Source organism: Aureimonas phyllosphaerae, from assembly GCF_047943035.1.
In the GTDB taxonomy this organism is placed as follows: Bacteria; Pseudomonadota; Alphaproteobacteria; order Rhizobiales; family Rhizobiaceae; genus Aureimonas; species Aureimonas phyllosphaerae.
On the sequence record NZ_CP181348.1, the window covers coordinates 4,146,134 to 4,165,237 of the forward strand.

A 19,104-nucleotide genomic window follows, 5' to 3' on the forward strand; every position below is an offset into this window, starting at 1 on the left:
CCGAGGTCGGCGACGCGGCGCGCGTCGCTCAGTCGATAGGCTCGCCCGCATGTCCCGAAGCATCGGCCTCGCGGAATGCACGCAAGTGCCGCTTCATGTCCGCGACCCGTTCCTTGTGGCTGGGGGCGCGCGTCAACGCGACGCTCGTCGACAGGATGTCGATGACGACCAGTGCGGCGATCCGAGACGTGGTCGGCGTGAAGGCATTGGTGTTGTCGTGGGTGCGCACGACGAGGGCGACATCGCAACACTCGACGAGTGGCGAGACCGCTCCGACCAGCCCGATGATCTTCGCGCCGGCCGCGCGGGCGGTCTCGGCCACGCGCAGGATCGCCTGCGTCCGCCCGGTGTTCGAGATCACGAAGGCCACGTCGTCCGGCCCCATCATGGAAGCGGCGATGAACTGCTGGTGCGGATCGACCTGCGCGCCGCAGGGTACGCCGAACAGCGGAAACTTCTGCTGTGCGTCGCGCGCGACGATGCCGGAGGCGCCGAGGCCGAAGAACTCGATCGATCGCGCGCGGCCGAGCAGCCTGACGCTCTCGTTGAGGGCAGCCCGGTCGAGATGGGTGCGCGCCCAGTCGAGGCTGGTCATCGTATAGTCGAAGATCTTCTCCGCCACCGCCTCCGGCGGATCGCTGTCGAGCAGCACCGAATGCGTCGCGGGCACGCCGAGCGCCAGCGCCTGCGCCAGCCTCAGCTTGAAGTCCGAGAAGCCGTCGCAGCCGACCGCGGCGGAAAAGCGCACCACGGTCGGTTGGCTCACCGAGGCCAGGGCTGAAAGCTCCGCGATCGTCGCGCCGAGGACCGAGCGCGGATCGGACAGGACGGCGTCGGCGACCTTGCGCTCCGACTTGCGCAGATCGGGACGCGCGGCGCGCACGACCTCGATGATGTTGGCGGCCGACACCTCCCGCGTCTCCATGCGATCCTCGCGCTGCATCGCCATCCCACCTGCCGCACCCGATCGCCGGCGCCCGAAAGCCGCCCTCCCGGCGAACAGTCTCGCCCCGCCTTAGGCCTTCGCCGCTCGGATCGCGATATCGGAGATGGCGTCGAAGCCCGCGCCCGACGTCGGGATCGGCGTCTTGAACACTTCGGCGATCACCTGCGTCCAGCCGTGGAGAAAATAGGTCCATCCGTCCTCGACGCGCAGGGCGCGCTCGGCCGCCTGCCGCCGCGCCTGCTCGAGGAAGACGAGGTCGCCGCGATAGTTGAGGTCCCAGGCGATCGCCTCTTGGGGGAAGAGCGCCCGGTCGGTGAGCGGCGAGCCCGGCACGTCCTTGCCAAGACCCGTGGCGTTGACGACGAACGAGCCCGGTTTTAGGCGTCGCAAGATCTCGTCGTTGGTGGTCGACGTGTCGACCAGCACGTACTCGACCGGCATCGCGGGCGCCATCTGCCGGTGAACCGCGCGGATCTCGTCGAGGCGATGGGCACTGCGGTCGGAGACCACGACGCGTGAGGGCACGTCCCGGCCCCGGTCGGCGCGCATCAGGTGCCATGTCATGGCGATCGTGGAGCCCCCTGCCCCCATCGCGAAGAACTCCGCCCCCGTGCGGGCGAAATGGCCGGGCTCGAGAAAGCCGTCGATGGCGAGCCCCGACGAGATCGGATCCTTGACATGGCAGACGAGCTTGCCGTCCCGCTTCGAGATGCAGCTCGTCTCGCCCATCAGGCTCGCATGCGGATCGACGACGTCGAAGAGGTCCCGCGCGGCCTGGAACAGGTCGATCTTGTGCGTCGTGACCAGCGCGCCGAGCGAAAGCGGATCGTCGCGGATGAACTCGACGGCGTCCCGGTAGGCGGATGCCTCGGCATGCGGGGGGAAATCGATGCCCCGGATCGCCGCGTCGCGAAGGCCGAGATGCGCGGCCCAGGCCGGAAACACCTTCATGATCGAGCTCTGGCCCGTCGTGACGCCGATGAAGTGGAGCGTGGGCTGGGTCGCGGGTGCGTAGGTCATGCCGCGGCCCCCATCAGGGCCTGGACGTCTGCCCGCGTCCGCGGTCGATACGCCGCGTTCTCCGCGAGGCGCCAGCCGTGGCCTTCGCCACGCAGCACCCGGTGGCGCATTCCGCCGGATCGCTCGATGATGCCGTAGTCCTGTCCGGCATCTGCGGGATAGGCGAACATCATCACGAATTCCCCCTCGCCCGTATTGATCGAGCGGTGGATCCAGAACGGCGGGACGTAGCAGATCGTCTGGGGTCCGATCTCGACGATGCGCGTCTCGCCCTCCGGCGACTCCAGTTGCATCAGTCCTTGGCCCGCCTGGCCGTAGTAGATTTCGGGACGGTCGGCCTTTGCGTGGATGTGGCCGCGGGTCAGGAAGAATTCCTCGCCGACCAACCCGGGGGACATCCGGGTCAGGCCGAAGATCATGTCGCCGGCCGCGGCGGACGGGCGGAAGTCTGCCACGTCGTAGACCACGGCATCGCCGGTGCGCGTCACGAGGTCATGATGGGCGTCGGCGTCGAGATACAGGCCCGCTAGGTCGCTCAGCCGCTTCCGGTAACGTCCGCTCGCCCCGCCCATCGTCCCGGCAGCGAGGTCGACCTGACAGCTTGCGGGCTCGATCAGCATGGATACGGCTCCTCCTTGTCGGCATCATATGACGTGTAATTTTGCTACATAGACGATGATCAAGGGCATGCGCAACGGGGCAAGACTACAGGCGACGAAGGGTTCCGTAGCCCCTTTGGGCCAACGGGTGGCGGTTGACCGTCCAGTTTTCAGTACCTAAGCTACATTTCTTGGAGGCCGACCATGCACATCAACCTCGCCGCAGCTGTCGCAGGAATGCCTGGCGACGTCTCATGCCTCCGTGCTTCCGGTCGATCCCGCATGACGCGCCGAGACTGAGGCACGCTCATGCGCAGCGACGATCTCATCCTTGCCATCGACGTCGGAACCGGCAGCGTCCGGGCCGCGCTGGTCGACGCCTCGGGTCGCATCGTCTCGATCGTCGCGCGCGAACATGACCAGATCGTGCCGCAGTTCGGCTGGTCGGAGCAGCGGCCCGCCGACTGGTGGGAGGGTGTCGTCACGGCCGTCCGCGGCGTTCTCTCCGCCGTCCCGGACGCCGCCGGTCGCATTGAGGCGATCTGCGCCTGCGGCCAGATGCATGGCACCGTCCTCGTCGATGCCGACGGACAACCGACGCGCGACACCGTCCCCCTGTGGAACGACAAGCGCACGGCCGGTCTCGTCGGCGCATTCGAGGAGGCCAACGCGGCGCAGACCTATCTTGCCCGCACCGGCAACCCGCCGACGCCCGCCTGGCCCGCCTTCAAGCTGCAATGGATCCGGGATGCCGATCCCGACGCCTACCGGCGCGCCGCTGCCGTGATCATGCCGAAGGATTACGTCAACCTCCGCCTGACCGGCGAGATCGCGATGGATCGGACGGAAGCGGCCTGCTCCTTCCTGATGGACCCACGCACCGGCGACTGGTCGCCCGAAATGGTGGATCGGCTCAGCCTCGACCTCCAGAAGCTCGTGCCGATACGCGGGGCGATGGGGGTGCTGGGGCGCGTCACACGCCAAGCCGCCATGCAGACGGGACTGCGCGAGGGGACGCCGGTGCTGGTCGGCGGCGGCGACTATCCCGTGGCCCTCGCCGGATCCGGCGTCCTCGCGCCGGGGCTGGGCTCCGAGATGATCGGCACCTCCTGCATCGTCACGACGATTGCCGACCGGCCGATCCTCGCCCCCGAAATCTCGAATGTCGGGACGGTGGACGGCGCGTGGGGCGCGTTCATGCTGCTGGAAAGCGGCGGCGACGCGATGCGCTGGGCGCGCCGTGCACTGCACGAAGGCACAGTCTCCTACGAGACCATCGTCGAGCGAGCGGCGGAAGCGCCACCCGGTTCCGATCGGCTGTTCTTCGTCCCGTACCTCACCGGCGAGCGCTTCGGCCGCCATCGCAACGCCCGTGCGCAGTTCTTCGGGCTCGCCGCCGGCCACGGCCTCACGCACCTCCACCGCGCCGTCCTCGAGGGCGTCGCCTTCGCGGTCAAGCGGCACATCGACGTCATGGAGGCGAACGGCGGGCCGCGCGTGGAACGGCTCGTCGCCTCCGGAGGCGGCGCGCGCACCGACCTGTGGCTGCGGATCAAGGCCAGCTGCTACGGCATCCCGATCCTCGTGCCGCAGGAAGCCGAATGCGGGATCGTCGGTTGCGCCGCCATGGCCGCAACGGCGATGGGTCGGTTTCCCAGCCTCACCAATGCGGCCGCAGCCTACGTTTCCTTCGAGCGCGAGGTGAGCCCCGAGCCGCGCTGGGCGGAGACCTACCAGCGCATGCAGCCGGTGTTCGAACGCCTCTACCATCATTCGCAGGCGCTCTACGACGACCTCGACGCGCTCCCCTGATGGCAAGCGCCGCGAGATGGGTCGCAATGCCCCGCCGGCCTGACGGGCGTCAGGCTCGACGACGCGCGTCGCTCGGGAAGGAAGGGCTTGCGCCAAGCCGTTGATCCGTCGGCGCGATCGCCTCACGGAAGCGCGCGAGCGGCATCGGCTTGCCGAAGAGATAGCCCTGCCCCTCGCTCATGCGATCGCGGAGATAATCCGCCTGCGCCTGCGTCTCGATGCCCTCCGCGATGACGTCGAGATCGCATCCGCGTGCCATTCGAACGACGGCGTCGACGATGCCCTGATCCTTCCCGTCGATCGTGATGTCGCGCACGAAGGACCGGTCGATCTTCAGGCGCGTGATGTCGAGCTGCTTCAGGAAGGTCAACGAAGCGTAGCCCGTTCCGAAATCGTCGAAGGCAATGCCGACATTCATGCGGCGCAGACGCGCAAGGTGATTGGCGATCGTGCGCTCGTTGCGCAGGACCGTGTTCTCGGTGATCTCGAGCTCCAGCGCCTCGGCGGGCAGCCCGCTCGCCCGCAGCGCCTCCTCGACGCGCTCCACGAGATCGGGTGCGCGAAGCTGCGCGGCGAAGAGGTTCACCCCGATGCGGAAGTCGCCATGCCCGGCCCGCCGGATCGCCACCGCATCCTGGCAGGCCTTCGACAGGATCCAGTCGCCGACGGGCAGCGTCAGCGGACCCGCCTCGAGCACCGGAAGGAAGGATGCGGGCGACAGGACGCCGAGATAGGCGTGGTTCCAGCGGATCAGTGCCTCGGCACCGACGACACGATCGTCGGCGAGGCGGACCTGCGGCTGGTAGTAGAGTTCGAAATTGCGCTCCTCCCAAGCCTCGCGCAGATCCTCGGCGACGCTGAGGCGGTCCTTGGCGGCCTTTCGAAGCTCGGGCGTGAAGAGGCGGAGCCGCGCGCGGCCGTTGGCCTTCGCGTCGAACAGCGCAAGATCCGCGGCAAGCATGAGTTCGTCCGCCGACATGGCCTGCAACTGGGAAGGCATCAGCCCGCCGCTGGCGGACAGGTGCACGATCTCGTCACCGAGGGCGATCGGAAGCTCGGTCGCCTCGATCAGCCGTTCGCCGAGCCGCGAGACCTCGATCGGATCGGCGGTTCCCCGCACGACCACGGCGAACTCGTCGCCGCCAAGACGGGCGACGAGGTGATCGGCACCGACGACCTCGCGCATGCGCCGCGCCACGACCCGCAGAACCTCGTCGCCGCCCGCATGCCCGAAGGCGTCGTTCACGTCCTTGAAGCCGTCGAGATCGAACAGCATAAGGCTGAAGGGGGTGCGCGCCTTGCCATGCTCCTCGATGCAGGTCGCGATGGCCTCCTGGAACCGGGCCCGGTTCGACAGGCCCGTCAGGGTATCGGTGTAGGCGAGCGTTCGAATGCGCTCCTCGGCAGACAGGCGCTCGCTCTGGTCACGAAAGGCGATGACCGTCTGGAGGCTGCCGGCAAGGCGCACGTCGCTGCGCAGGACGCGCACCGGCACGAACGGCCCGAGGCGCGTGGCCAGCCTGGCGTCGATCTCCTCGCGCTCCGGCAGGGCGGCGAGGTCGAGGCCCGGCAGCAGCTGGGACAACTCGCGCCCTGCAAGGTCGTCGCGCGACAGGCCGGTCAGGCGCGCCAGGCTGTCGTTCGCGGTGACGATCCGGCTTCCTTCGCAGATCGCAAGCCCCTCCAGCCCGAGATTGGCCAGTTCACCGAGACGCCGCCGCTCGTAGCGCAGCTTCGCCTTGGCCGCGATCGTGAGCCGGAGGCCGATGACCGCGATGACAACCAGCCCCGACGACATCGTGGCGACGAGCGGCGCGAGAAGTTCGGGCGGCACCGTCCAGGCCGGAAGCTGCACGCGCGGATCGAACTCCAGCGTCATCGCGACCATGCCGCCGATGTGCAGGATACCGATGGCCAGAACGAGCAGCGGGGCGCCGGTCAGGTTGATCCACCGTGTCCGCTCGACGGAGGCCAGCGTCGCGAGACCGAAGAGCGGGAGGCTGGCGAGGATCGTGGTCCAGACGATCGCCAGGTCCCAGTGGACGTGGCCGCGCACCACATAGGCGGCCTGCCCGACATAATGCAGCACGGCAACGCCGAGGCCGATCACCACGCCGCCGACGAACCGCCTCCAGCGCTCGCGCCGTCCGAGCGTCAGCATCAGGCCGGCACCGATCCCGACGATCGCCAGGAGAAGCGAGAGCGCCGTCGTGACGGGCTCGAAACCCGCTTCCATTCCCGGTCGGAAGGCGAGCAGGGCGACCATATGGGTGGCCCAGGCGGTGCAACCGGCGGTGACCAGCGACAGGATCGCCCATTGCCGCCGGGCCGCGCCGTCGCGTCGACCGGCATGCCGCGCGACGGAAAACGAGCCGTAGACGCCGATGAGGCACACCAGGGCCGCCAGCGTCAGCAGCTTTGGATCGTTCAGGACACCGAGGCAGGTCAGCAGGACGTTCATCGCTCCTCCTGCCTTGAGCGGTAGAGGCGGGACGTTAATGGCCGTGCATCACCGGCCCGTGAAATCCGATGTTTTGCCAATGGAACCGCTGCGGTTTCAGTAGCTGACCACCAGACGATCCCGGCCCGGTCTGTGCCAGCGGTCGTGCCGCAAGTCTTCGCAGAAAGGGTTTGCTGCGCGGACTTCTATCCATCGAGTGTAATGCCAGGCGTCACACGCGAGCAAACTTCAACCTGGGGTTGATAACGACATCAACCTGCAACGTTTATTACCTGGGAACTGACGACCTACCAGGCCGTATAGCCGCCGTCCGCCAAAACGATGGAGCCCGTCAGGAGGCTGGCCGCATCGGAGGCGAGAAAGAGCACGGTGGCGGCGATCTCGTCCGTCCGGCCCATGCGGCCCATGGGCGTACCGCCGATCCAGTGCTTCATCATCTCCGGGTCGTCGTAGACGAAGCTGGTCAGCGCGGTCTCGATATAGGTCGGCGCCACCGCGTTGACCCGCACGCCCCGGCCGCCCCACTCGGCGGCAAGCGACTTGGTCAGGTGATGCACCGCCGCCTTGGATGCATTGTACTGGGCCTGCTCCTGCGGCCGGTTGACGACGAAGCCCGACATCGAGCCGACATTGACGATGGCGCCCTGCCCGCGCTCCAGCATGGATTTGCCGAAGGCACGGCAGCACCAGAAGACACCGTTGAGGTTGACGTCGAGAACCTTCAGCCACACCGCGTCGGACATGGTTTCCGCCGGCTCGTTGCTGATCGCGATGCCGGCATTGTTGACGAGGACGTCGAGTCGGCCGTGCCGGGCGAGAACGTCGTCGCGCAGGGCGTCGACCGCTTGGGGCGACGTCACGTCGAGCCGGACACCCTCCGCGCTGCGGCCGTCGGCCCTCAGACGCTCGGCCGCCTCCTCGGCCTTCTCGACCGCAAGATCGGCGAGGATGACGTGGGCGCCGGCCTCGGTCAGGGCTTCGGCCGTCGAGAAGCCGATCCCCTGTGCAGCACCCGTGACGAGGGCGATGCGGCCGTCGAGGCGGAAGCGTTCAAGATACATGGTGGTCTCCCAATTGGACCCGAGGCGTCAGGACAGGATGTCGTGCGGCGGCTCGCCGCGAGGGCGCAGGCGCCCTACTCCGCCGCCATCGCGCATCAGCACAGGCTCGACGCGGATGAAACGTGAGATCGGCACAAGCGGACCAAGAGCTCGCATGTCTGGACCCGACGCGGAATGGAAGGCGACCCGGCACGAGCAAACGGTCCCTGAGGCCAGGATGCCATGCACCGCAGTTCGGCTTGGCACTCTTCGCGTTTTCTGAGAGCATCGAAAGCATGAACGTAGCAAAACTATTCCGAGTCAGCCTTCGATAGCGGCGCGCGGGTCGACGAGCAAGCGCGCGCCGAAAGCCGGATCAAGTCGTCACGCGTTGTTTTGCGCAGCATTCGCTCGAGGTGTTTGGCAACTGGCAGTTCGCTCCTGATCAGGGAAGTCCTGATTTCCCGCTTGCGGTATCTAGTATTGCTATATTAGATCGGATCGAAGGTGGCCGGCTGCGGCGTGGGCCGCCGGACACGGTGCCAGGACGTCCCATGCTTGCAGCCTACGATTCCCAGCTCTTCATTGCCGGCCAGTGGCAGCGCGGCTCCGGCCGCGCGCTTCCCGTCGAGAACCCGGCGACCGGCGAGGTCATCGGCCACATCGCGGCGGCGACCGCGGGAGAAGTGGACGCCGCCGTCGCCGCCGCCCGCAAGGCGTTTCGCCCTTGGGCGCGCCTCGCCCCCAAGGAGCGCTCCGCCGCGCTCCACCGCCTCGGTGACGCGATCTCGGCCCGAGCCGATGCCATGGCGCGCATCATGACGAGCGAACAGGGCAAGCCGCTCAACGAGGCGCGCGGCGAGATCCTGAAGCTCGCGGAGGCCTGCCATTTCTATGCCGAGGAAGCCGAGCGCGTGCATGGCGAGATCGTGCCGGGAGCGACCACCGACCATGAGAGCATGGTGGTGCGCGAGCCGGTCGGCGTCGTCGGCGCGATCACGCCCTGGAACTATCCGGCCGAGCTGATCGGCTGGAAGCTCTGCGGTGCGCTGGCCGCGGGCTGCACCATCGTCATCAAGCCGGCGGAACTGACGCCCTTCACGGCGCTCGCGATCGCCGAAGCCTGCATGGAGGCGAAGATCCCCGCTGGCGTCGTCAATATCGTTACCGGCAAGGGGTCCGAGGTCGGTCAGGCGCTGGTCGAGCATCGCGACATCGACAAGATCGCCTTCACGGGCTCCAGCGCGGTCGGTCTTCACATTCAGCGCACGACGCCGATCGTGCGCCGCATGTCGCTGGAGCTCGGCGGCAACTGCCCGCTGATCGTCGCCCCGTCGGCCGACCTCGACGCCGCGGCCAAGGGCGCGGCGCGTCGCGGGTTCCGCAACATGGGCCAGATCTGCATCGCGGTGAACCGCATCTACGTCGCGCGCCCGCATTACGAGAGCTTCCTCGACAGGCTGAAGGGCGCGGTCGAGAGGCTCACCATCGCCAACGGATTGGAGCGGCCCGATGCCGATCTCGGCGCCATGGCCTCGGCTGAGCCGCTGGAGAAGACCAAGGTGCACCTCGCCGACGCCCTGGACAAGGGCGCGCGGCTCGTCGCGGGCGGCTCGGCGCCGGAGGGCGAAGCCTTCGCGCGCGGGCACTTCTTCCGCCCGACCGTCGTCGCCGACTGCACGCACGAGATGAAGGTGATGACGGAGGAGACCTTCGGCCCGCTGGTCGGCGTCGCGCCCTTCGACACGCTGGACGAGGCGGCGGACCTTGCCAACGACACGCCCTATGGGCTCGCCTCCTATGTCTACGCCCGCGACCTGAACGAGGTGCGCGCCCTGTCACAAAGGCTCGACTACGGCAACGTGGCGGTCAACAACGTCGACGCCGGCGTGATGAACGCGCCATACGGCGGGCGCAAGCAGAGCGGCGTCGGCTACGAGCACGGCCGCGAGGGGATGCTCGAATACCTGAACTTCAAGCACATCCGCATCCGCTACGACGAGGCGCGGTGATCCCATGACCGAGTGCCTTCTCGGGATCGACATCGGCACCTCCGGCTGCAAGGCGCTTCTCGCCGGGCTGGACGGAACGGTGCTCGCGAGCCGGACCGAAACCTATCCCCTGTCCCAGCCGCGCCCCGGCTGGAGCGAGCAGGATCCGGCGGACTGGGTGGACGCGACGCGCCGCGCGGTCGGCGCGCTGCGGGCCGAACGTCCCGATCTCGTCGTGAAGGCGATCGGCCTGTCCGGCCAGATGCATGGCCTGACGCCGCTCGACGCGGCCCATCGCGTGTTGCGCCCCGCGATCCTCTGGAACGATCAGCGCAACGGGCCGGAATGCGCCGAGGCGACGGAGCGCGCCGGCGGCGAGGAGGCCCTCCTTGCGCTTACCAACAACCGGATGCTGGTCGGCTATACCGGCGGCAAGATCCTCTGGATGCGTCGACACGAGCCCGAGCTCTTCGCCCGCCTCGCCCACGTCCTGAACCCCAAGGACTATCTGCGCCTCGTCCTCACCGGCGAGCGCGCGAGCGAGGTGTCGGATGCCTCCGGCACCGGCCTTTTCGACACGCGCGCGCGACGCTGGTCGGACGAGCTGCTGCGCCGGCTCGACCTTTCGCCGGACCTGCTGCCGCCGGTCCATGAATCCTCCGAGATCACGGGCCACCTCAGCGCATCCGGCGCAGCGCTCCTCGGCCTTCCCGAAGGCGTGCCGGTCGTCGGCGGCGGCGGCGACGCGGTGATCCAGACGCTCGGCTCGGGCGTCATCGCACCGGGCGAGATCCAGACCACGATCGGCACCGCCGGGATCGTCGCCTGCGCGCTCGATCGCCCGAGCGACAATCCGGGCGGACGGCTCCAGGTCTTCTGCAACGTCGATCCCGCCAAGTGGCACTGCATGGGCGTCTCGCTCAACGCGGGCGGTGCCATGAGCTGGTTCCGCGGCCTTGCGGCCGACTTCGCGGGCGGCGACGCTCCATCCTTCGACGCGCTGGTGGCGCGGGCGGAGGCAAGCCCGGCCGGGGCGCGCGGCCTTCTGTTCCTGCCCTACCTCTTCGGCGAGCGCTGCCCGCATCCCGATCCCGCCGCGCGCGGCGCCTTCGTCGGGCTGACCGCCCGCCACGGCGCGGCCGACCTGACGCGCGCGGTGATGGAGGGGGTCGCCCACGGACTACGCGACATCTTCGCCGTCATGGAAGAGGCCGGCATCGCACCCGGCATCGTGAAGGCGTCGGGCGGCGGCGCGCGCTCGCGCCTCTGGCGGCAAATGCAGGCCGACCTTTTCGGCTGCGACGTCGTCACCACCGAGGGCGCGGCCGAGGGCGGAGCCTACGGGGCCGCGCTTCTCGCCGGCGTCGGCATCGGCGTCTGGCCGGATGCCGCGACCGCTGCCACCGTCTGTCGCCCGGTGACGCACGAGACGCCGGATCCGGAAGCCGGTGCCGTCCTCGAGGCGGCCAACCGCATCTATCGCACCCTTCACTCCGCCCTCGCGCAGGCCTCGGCCGATCTCGGCCACCCGCGGCTGGACCCATGACATTCTTCGGGAGTGCCCTGCCGATGTCCGCATCGCCCAACACCGCCGATGTCCTGATCTTCGATCTCGACGGCACGCTGATCGACAGCGCCCACGACATCGCGGCGGCGGTGAACGAATACCTCGAGTCCAAGGGTTGGCCGGAACAGGATCCGGCCTTCGTCGAGGGCTTCATCGGCAATGGTCCGCGCCGGCTGTTGCTCGACCTCCTGCGAGCGGTCGGCCTGCCGCACGACGACGCGACGGTCGACGAGGCCGTGCCCACCTATATCGCCAACTACGAGCGCAGCCCGGCGCGTCACACACGCTTCTACGCGCATGTGGAGGAGGACCTGCACCGCCTCCGCGAAGCCGGATTCCGGCTGGGGCTGTGCACCAACAAGCCGCACGCGCTGACGTTGAAGGTCCTCGATCTCCTCGGCATCGCCCCGCTCTTCGAGGCCGTGGTCGGCGCCGACGCCGCGCCGGCCTGCAAGCCCGACCCCGCGCATCTCCTGGCGGTCTGCGAGCGCATGGGCGTGCCGCCCGAGAGCGTCGCCTATGTCGGCGACACGGCCGTCGATCAGGCGACGGCGGCGGCAGCCGGGATTTCCTTTCACGTCGTGCCTTGGGGCGGCGGATCGCTGCTGCAGGTCGACGAGGCCTTCCGGCTCGACCGGCTGGCCGACCTGATGGCGCTGAAGCCCGCTGCCGCGCGCCGGACCGCCTGACGCCGATGACCACGAGCCTTCTCCAGCGCATTCTGTCGGAGCGCGAGGCCATGGGCGCGGCGGAGCGGCGCGTCGCCGACGTGGTGGCCACCGATCCCGGCGCGGTGATCCACATGAGCATGGCCTCGCTCTCGCAGAAGTCGGGCGTCAGCGATCCGACGATCATGCGCTTCTGCCGACGCTTCGGCTTCGAGGGCTACGGCGACTTCAAGCTCTTCCTGGCGCAGAGCCTCGTCCCGTCCGCGCCCTTCGCCTACGAGCAGATCATTCCGGGGGACTCCATCGCCAACATCGTGCGCAAGACCGCGCGCAACTCGCTGAACGCCATCCAGCGCGCGCTGGAGGACCTTGAGCCGCCGCAACTGGAAGAGGCCGCAAGGCGCCTTCAGGCCGCGACCTGGATCGGCATCTATGCCTCCGGCATCTCGGAGATCACGGCACTCGACGCCGAGCACAAGTTCCAGCGCCTCGGGATCCGCTGCGAGGCGCTGATCGGGCGCAAGAAGCAGTGGCTGCACGCCGAGACCTCGCGGCCCGGCGAGGTCGCGCTGATCTTCTCGCAGTCCGGCCACACCAAGCAGATGGTCGATATCGCGACGGCGGCGCGCGCGGGCGGCGCACAGGTCGTCTCCGTCACAGCAGCGGACAGCCCGCTCTCGGCCGTCACCGACGCGCTCGTCGCCGTCGTGCCCTACGACCGGACCGAGCTTCTGACGCCGCTCGCCTCGCGGCTCAATCACCATCTCGTCGTCAACATGCTCGTCACCTCGATCGCGATGATCGGTGGCAGCGAGTTCCCGGACCAGTTGCCGGCGCTCGATTCTTGGCAGACCGAAAAGATCTGACGGCGGACACCCCCTTTCCGCGCCGCGGCAGAAGGCCGGCGAGCGCAAACAGCTGACGCGCATGGAGGATCTACGATGAGTGCACAGGACGAAGCGAAGCGGGTGGCCGGGCGCCGCGTCATCGAGGAATTCGTGCGGGACGGGATGAAGCTCGGACTGGGCTCCGGCACCACGTCGCACTTCTTCGTCCGCGAACTCGGCAAGCACGTCGCCGACGGGATGCGCCTCACCTGCACCACGACCTCGCGCGCCACCAATCAGGTGGCGCAGGAATCCGGCATCAAGCTGACCGATCCCAACGAGATCGGCGAGCTCGACCTGACGATCGACGGGCCGGACGAGATCGATCGCCAGTTCAACATGATCAAGGGCGGCGGCGCCTGCCTTCTCTGGGAGAAGATCATCGCCCACGCTTCGAAGCGGATGATCACGATCTGCGACGAGACCAAGATCGTTGATCGCCTCGGCAGCTTCCCGCTGCCGGTCGAAGTCGTCCAGTTCGCCTGGAAGCAGACGCAGCGCATGGTGGAGGCGACGCTCGGCCACCACGGCATCGGGAACGCGGTGATCGAGCGACGCATGCGCGACGGCCAGCCCGTCGTCACCGACAGCGGAAACTTCATCCTGGATTGCCGGTGCGGCCCCGTGCTCGACGAGCCGGCGCCTCTCGAGATCGCCCTGAACCGCATCCCCGGCGTCGTCGAGAACGGCCTCTTCACGCGCGAGTCGTCCGGGATGGTGATCGGCAAGTTCGACGGCACGTCCGACGTGCATCTGCGCAAGATCTAGTAAAGCAAGATTTTCGGTCGCCCTCAGCGATCTTATGCCTTGCTGGAGGGATCGACCCCGCCAGCCGACGAACCGCCCTTCGTGGCATGCGTTTTGGGATTTCCACCCTCAACCACGGGACTGCTTGACGGCTCGCCGAAACGGCTAGTAATACTACATTCATCGCTCTGGGAGGAGAGAAGAGCCCATGCCACAGATCAATCGACGCCATCTCTTGCAGGCCGGCGCGGCGCTCGGCGCCACGGCCCTCGTCGGCGGCCGGGCCACCTTCGCGCAGGAAGGGCTCTTCGTGCCCTACAGCAACAAGAGCCTCGACTACTATTTCTTCGTGATCCAGGAAGAGGCGGTGAAGCGGGCGGTCGAGGCCCAGAAGTGGCGCTTCCAGGCGACCAACGCGAGCTTCGACAACACGCGCCAGCTCGAGCAGTGGCAGAGCCTGATGCTCAGCCAGCCGAGCGCCATCGTCTCCGATCCGATCGACAGCCAGGCCATCGTCAGCGCCATCCGCCGCTACAACGGGCGCAAGATCCCCGTCGCCATCATCGACACGCCGGCCGACGGCGGCGATGTCGCGATCACCGTCTCCTTCGACAACAAGCTCGGCGGCGTCATGGCGGCGCAGGAAATCATCAAGCGCCTGACCGAAAAGCACGGCAGCCCGAAGGGCACGGTGCTGAACTGCTTCGGCGCGCTGCAGAGCGTCGCCTGGCGCCAGCGCAAGGAGGGCATGGACGAGGAGTTCGCCAAGTATCCCGACATCAAGTACCTCGCCCGCCCGACCGAGGGCGCGCTGGACCAGATGCTGGCGGTCACCCTCTCGACCCTGTCCGAATTTCCCGATCTCGACGCGGTCCATGCGCCGAGCGACTCGCCCTCGCGCGGCATCGTCACCGCCCTTCAGCAGCGCGATCGCTGGAAGAAGGTCGGCGAGGAAGGCCACGTGATCTTCGTCAACATCGATGGCGAGCCCATCGCGCTGAAGTGGATCCAGGACGGCTACATGGACGCCTGCGTCTCGCAGGACCCGATCGCCTACGGCGAGATCGCGGTCGAGATGCTGCAGAAGCATGCCATTCCCGGCGAGGCGGTGCCGCTCGGCGCCTACGAGAACGCCAAGTACTTCTGGGAGAAGGGCGAGATCGTGAACGGAGCGACGGGCCCGACGCTTATCATCCCGCCCTTCGTGATCGACGGCTCCAACGCCGACGACAAGCGCCACTGGGGCGCGATCGCCGAGAAGGACTGGGGCATCCCCTACTCCTGATCTGAGTCATGTGCGATCGCGGCGCGGGGACCAGGACGTCCCCGCGCCGCCGCCAGTTTCCGGCGGAGGACACGATGACGACCCTTCTTCAGCCTCGGCCCGAGACGCACGCGCCCGCCGAGGTCGTGCTGCGCACCGATCGTCTGGAAAAGCGCTACGGCGGCGTCCTGGCGCTCGACGGTGTGTCGATCGAGATCCGGCGCGGCACGATCCATGGACTGCTCGGCGAGAACGGCGCGGGCAAGTCGACGCTCGTCGGCCTGATCTCCGGCCAGCGCCAGCCGACCTCCGGCACGATCTATCTCGACGGGGCGCCCGTCGACCATGCCGACGTGAAGGCCATGGAGAGGGCCGGCGTCTTCCTGGTGACCCAGGAGCCGATGATCGTCGACCACATGAGCGCGGCCGAGAACCTGATGCTCGGCATCTGGCCGAGCCGTCGCTTCGGCTTCGTCGCTTGGAAGCGCCTGCGGGAGGACGCAGCGCGCATGCTGGACGGGTCCGGCATCGACCCCGCCGCCGCCGCCGGCAAGCTCGACGCGGTCGCCCGCCGCAAGCTCAACATCCTGCGGGCCATGTTCAGCGGCGGCAAGGTCATCATCCTCGACGAGCCCACCGCTGCGCTCAACGTCGACGACCGCGCCCAGCTCTTCGACTTCATGCGCAAGCTGAAGAGCGAAGGCGTGACCTTTGTCTTCATTTCGCACTACAACGACGAGATCCTCGAGATCTGCGACGCATGTTCGGTGTTGCGGGACGGCCGGCTGGCCGGCGGGACGCAGGACGTGCGCTCGCTCACCTCCGAGGCGCTGTCCGAGCTCGTGCTCGGCCGCGGGCTCGCCCTGTTCCAGCGCCAGCGCCGCAGCTTTCCGGAGGCAAGTCCCGCGCTTCGCCTGCGCGACATCCGTGCCGCCGCACTCGACGTTCCCGCACTCGATATCCGGCCGGGCGAGATCCTCGGCTTCACCGGCCTGCCGGGCGCGGGCGCCAAGGAACTGGCCCGCGCGATCTTCGGCCTCCTTCCCGTGCGGTCCGGCACGATCGCCTTTTCCGGCAAGACCGACGCCCCGCAGCCGTTGCCGCGCGATCCGCGCGACGCCTTCGACCGGGGCATCGCCTTCCTGTCGGACGACCGTCGCCGCGACGGCTCGGTCGGCGGCATGTCGATCGCCGCCAACCTGTCGCTCTCTTCGCTGCAGAGCGTCTCCAGCGGCGGCTTCTTCCGGCGTGGCGCCGAAGGCGCTCTGTCGGACCGCTATTTCGCGGCCATGGGCATCAAGGCTGCCGGCCCCCATGCCGCGGTCGACACCTTGAGCGGCGGCAACCAGCAGAAGGTCTGCCTCGGCCGCGTGCTCGCCACGCAGCCCCGCCTCCTGATCCTCGACGAGCCGACGCGCGGCATCGACGTCGGCGTCAAGCAGGACGTCCTGCGCATCATCGACGCGCTGACCCGGGACGGCGTGTCCGTGATCGTCGTCTCCACCGACACCGACGAGATGGTGCGCATCGCCGACCGGGTCTGCCTCTTCGAGAAGGGGCGGATCACCCGCGAACTCGTCGGCTCCGCCATCACGACCGAACGGCTGCGCGGCCTTGCCGAAGGCTGACAGCGCCCGCCCCATGCCACAGGACACGCCCATGAAGCCCGCAGCCGCCAGCCTTCCCGCCTCGCAGGGCGCCGCCGCGACGCCGCAGTCGACCGCACCGGCGCGGCTGGCCGGGCGTTCCGTCACTGGCTGGATCCTGCACAACGTCGTGTGGATCTGGCTGATCGCGCTCGTCGTCCTGTTCGGGGTATTCAACCCCTACTTCTTCACCCTGTTCAACCTGCAGAACATCATGGTGCAGGCGACCGTGCTCGGCATGATCGGCCTTGCGGTCTCCCTGCCGCTCCTCGTCGCCGAGATCGACCTCTCGTTGCCGGCCAATCTCGGCTTCTCGTCCGCCATCGGCGCGCTGGCCTATTCCAACCTCGAACTGCCCTGGTTCGTGGCCATGCTCGCCGGCGTCGGCGTCGCGACCTTCATCGGCTTCTTCAACGGCCTGTGCATCACCAAGCTGCGCATGGTCTCGCTGATCGAGACGCTGGCGATGATGATCATTCTCGAAGGCTCGCTCCTGGCGCTGACGCAGGGGCGCACGATCACCAACATGTCGGACGGCTATATTTGGATCGGACAGGCGACGGTCGGCGGCTGGCCGGTCATGCCGGCGATCTTCGTCGTCGCGCTGGTCGCCATGTCCGTCCTTCTCAACCGCACGATCCTCGGCCGCAGCATCTACGCGGTCGGGGGCAACGCGGTGGCGTCCAACTCGGCCGGCATCCGCGTCGACCGCATCAAGATCGCGACCTATACGATCGCCGGCTTCCTCGCCGGCGTCGCGGGCTTCCTGCTGGCGTCCTGGCAGATGGCGATCACCTCCAACCAGGGATCGAGCTACCTTCTCTACGCCATCGCCGCACCGATCATCGGCGGCGTCAGCGTCTTCGGCGGACGCGGCAACGTCGTCGGGGTGCTGGGCGGCGTGCTGCTCCTCACCGTGATCCAGGTGGGCCTGGCCATCGTCAATGTGCCCTCCTTCTATGTCGGCATGATCGGCGGCTTCATGATCTTCATCGCCGTGGCGATCGACGCCTTGCGGGTGCGCTACTTCAACTGATGGGGCGACGAAATCGCCCCTCCACGTTCGGCGGAGAGCCCGAGGAGGAATGACGCGAAGGCGACCGGCCGAAGACGTCCGGTCGAGGCGGAACACTTTTTCGTGCGCTTCGTTTGATCGGGACACGTTGTGCACTGACCGTGCAGTCCGGATTCCGCGCCATGCTTGATGAATCCCGCCTTCCATGGGCCAAAGGCGATGCCGACGGCTCCATCGCGATCAATCCGGACGGGCGTGCGGGCGAGCGCGAGCAGCACCCGACGGAAAGCCGCGAGCCTGACAAGCGCGAGGCCAAGTCCAAGCCATCGGACGAACAATCCGAGAAGGAGCGCGCGGACGCAGAGGGCGAAGAGAAGGTCGGCGAGACGACCAAGCGCCCCTCGATCCTGCGCCGCCATCCCTTCATCGTCCTTCTCGTGCTTGTGGCGATCGTCGCGGCAGCGGTCGGCGGCTACGTCTATTGGCAGACGGCGATCTACCCGTACGAATCCACCGACGACGCCTTCATCGATTCCCGTCAGTTCGCGATTTCGCCGCAGGTCGCAGGCTATGTCGCGGAGGTGCCGGTATCCGACAACCAGCATGTCGAGGCGGGCGCTGTCATCCTGCGCATCGATCCGCGCGACTATCAGGCCGCCGTCGACGAGGCCGACGCCCGCATCGCGGCCGCGCAGGCCGCGATCAGCGGCGCGGACGCGCAGATCGCAGCCCAGCAGGCCCAGGTCGTCGAGGCGCAGGCCGCCGTCGCGCAGAACGAGGCGAGCGTCCAGTTCGCGCAGGAAGAGGCCGCTCGCGCGCAGCAGCTCGTCCGCTCCGGCGCCGGCACGGTGCAGAACGCGCAGCAGCAGACCTCGAATTTGCGTCAGGCCCAGGCCGAGCTGAACCGCTCGCGCGCGGCGGTCACCGCCGCGGAAAAGCAGGTCGGCTCGCTTCAGGCGCAGCGCGCCACCTCGGTCGCCGACCTGCGCGAGGCCAACGCCCAGGCCGCCCAGGCCCGCCTCAACCTGTCCTACGTCACCGTCACCGCCGCCCAGCCGGGCCGCGTCGTCAAGCTCACCGGTGCGGTCGGCCAGTATGTCCAGACCGGGCAGAGCGTCGCCATGTTCGTGCCCGACGACATCTGGGTGACCGCCAACTTCAAGGAAACGCAGATCACCGACATGCGGCCGGGTCAGCCCGTCGACATCCGGATCGACGCCTATCCGGACCACAAGATCAGCGGCCATGTCGATTCCATCCAGCCCGGCTCGGGCACCGCCTTCTCGCTGCTGCCGGCCGAGAACGCGACCGGCAACTACGTGAAGGTCGTGCAGCGCGTGCCGGTGAAGATCATGGCCGACGGCTGGCCGCAGGACGTCTCGATCGGCCCGGGCATGTCGGTCGTGCCGACCGTCACCGTGCACCCGACGAAGGACTGAGC

Annotated in this window: 15 protein-coding genes; 10 read left to right on the forward strand and 5 right to left on the reverse strand. The window is 68.1% G+C overall.

Translation table 11 applies throughout. From position 1 onward, the window contains the following. Positions 1 to 28: 28 nt before the first annotated feature. The 3 genes from ACLNGM_RS19830 to ACLNGM_RS19840 form a co-directional block, all read right to left on the reverse strand. A complete protein-coding gene (locus ACLNGM_RS19830) occupies positions 29 to 943 on the reverse strand; it encodes a MurR/RpiR family transcriptional regulator (RefSeq protein ID WP_416356265.1) in 915 nt (304 codons plus the stop codon). A 72-nt stretch (positions 944 to 1,015) separates the two neighbouring features. Continuing rightward, positions 1,016 to 1,966, reverse strand: coding sequence for a shikimate dehydrogenase family protein (locus tag ACLNGM_RS19835; RefSeq protein WP_416356266.1), 951 nt, complete (start codon positions 1,964 to 1,966; stop codon positions 1,016 to 1,018). Continuing rightward, positions 1,963 to 2,586: a glucose-6-phosphate isomerase gene (locus tag ACLNGM_RS19840; protein WP_416356267.1), complete on the reverse strand. Its 624-nt coding sequence runs from the start codon at positions 2,584 to 2,586 to the stop codon at positions 1,963 to 1,965. The genes ACLNGM_RS19835 and ACLNGM_RS19840 overlap by 4 nt, the downstream gene beginning before the upstream one ends. A 288-nt stretch (positions 2,587 to 2,874) precedes the next feature. Between ACLNGM_RS19840 and ACLNGM_RS19845 the strand changes: the two genes are divergently transcribed. Continuing rightward, positions 2,875 to 4,377: a xylulokinase gene (locus ACLNGM_RS19845; protein ID WP_416356268.1), complete on the forward strand. Its 1,503-nt coding sequence runs from the start codon at positions 2,875 to 2,877 to the stop codon at positions 4,375 to 4,377. 49 nt (positions 4,378 to 4,426) lie between these two features. Here the strand turns inward: ACLNGM_RS19845 and ACLNGM_RS19850 are convergent, their stop codons facing one another. After that, the gene (locus ACLNGM_RS19850) at positions 4,427 to 6,838 is read right to left on the reverse strand and encodes an EAL domain-containing protein (RefSeq protein ID WP_416356269.1); all 2,412 of its coding nucleotides are present in this window, start codon (positions 6,836 to 6,838) and stop codon (positions 4,427 to 4,429) included. A gap of 287 nt (positions 6,839 to 7,125) precedes the next feature. Continuing rightward, positions 7,126 to 7,899 (reverse strand): SDR family NAD(P)-dependent oxidoreductase, encoded by a 774-nt coding sequence (locus ACLNGM_RS19855; RefSeq protein WP_416356270.1) that lies wholly within the window; start codon positions 7,897 to 7,899, stop codon positions 7,126 to 7,128. A 533-nt stretch (positions 7,900 to 8,432) separates the two neighbouring features. On the opposite strand from ACLNGM_RS19855, the gene ACLNGM_RS19860 reads away from it, so the two are divergent. The 9 genes from ACLNGM_RS19860 to ACLNGM_RS19900 all read left to right on the forward strand — a co-directional run bounded on the left by ACLNGM_RS19860 (position 8,433) and on the right by ACLNGM_RS19900 (position 19,102). After that, complete coding sequence (locus ACLNGM_RS19860) at positions 8,433 to 9,890, forward strand: aldehyde dehydrogenase family protein (RefSeq protein WP_416356271.1); 1,458 nt, start codon at positions 8,433 to 8,435, stop codon at positions 9,888 to 9,890. A 4-nt stretch (positions 9,891 to 9,894) separates the two neighbouring features. After that, a complete protein-coding gene (gene xylB, locus ACLNGM_RS19865) occupies positions 9,895 to 11,415 on the forward strand; it encodes a xylulokinase (RefSeq protein ID WP_416356272.1) in 1,521 nt (506 codons plus the stop codon). Positions 11,416 to 11,438: 23 nt separating this feature from the next. Next, the gene (locus ACLNGM_RS19870) at positions 11,439 to 12,125 is read left to right on the forward strand and encodes an HAD family hydrolase (RefSeq protein WP_416356273.1); all 687 of its coding nucleotides are present in this window, start codon (positions 11,439 to 11,441) and stop codon (positions 12,123 to 12,125) included. Between the two features lie 5 nt (positions 12,126 to 12,130). Then, positions 12,131 to 12,970 carry a MurR/RpiR family transcriptional regulator gene (locus ACLNGM_RS19875; protein ID WP_416356274.1) on the forward strand — a complete coding sequence of 280 codons (840 nt, stop codon included), beginning with the start codon at positions 12,131 to 12,133 and terminating at the stop codon, positions 12,968 to 12,970. A 75-nt stretch (positions 12,971 to 13,045) separates the two neighbouring features. Next, a complete protein-coding gene (rpiA, locus tag ACLNGM_RS19880; protein WP_090958954.1) occupies positions 13,046 to 13,759 on the forward strand; it encodes a ribose 5-phosphate isomerase A in 714 nt (237 codons plus the stop codon). Positions 13,760 to 13,946: 187 nt separating this feature from the next. Beyond that, the gene (locus ACLNGM_RS19885; RefSeq protein WP_416356275.1) at positions 13,947 to 15,023 is read left to right on the forward strand and encodes a sugar ABC transporter substrate-binding protein; all 1,077 of its coding nucleotides are present in this window, start codon (positions 13,947 to 13,949) and stop codon (positions 15,021 to 15,023) included. A 74-nt stretch (positions 15,024 to 15,097) separates the two neighbouring features. Beyond that, complete coding sequence (locus ACLNGM_RS19890; protein ID WP_416356276.1) at positions 15,098 to 16,630, forward strand: sugar ABC transporter ATP-binding protein; 1,533 nt, start codon at positions 15,098 to 15,100, stop codon at positions 16,628 to 16,630. A gap of 31 nt (positions 16,631 to 16,661) precedes the next feature. Further along, positions 16,662 to 17,684 (forward strand): ABC transporter permease, encoded by a 1,023-nt coding sequence (locus tag ACLNGM_RS19895; RefSeq protein WP_416356277.1) that lies wholly within the window; start codon positions 16,662 to 16,664, stop codon positions 17,682 to 17,684. A gap of 161 nt (positions 17,685 to 17,845) precedes the next feature. Continuing rightward, on the forward strand, positions 17,846 to 19,102 hold the full coding sequence (locus tag ACLNGM_RS19900) for an HlyD family secretion protein (protein WP_416356278.1): 1,257 nt from the start codon (positions 17,846 to 17,848) through the stop codon (positions 19,100 to 19,102). Positions 19,103 to 19,104 lie beyond the last annotated feature (2 nt).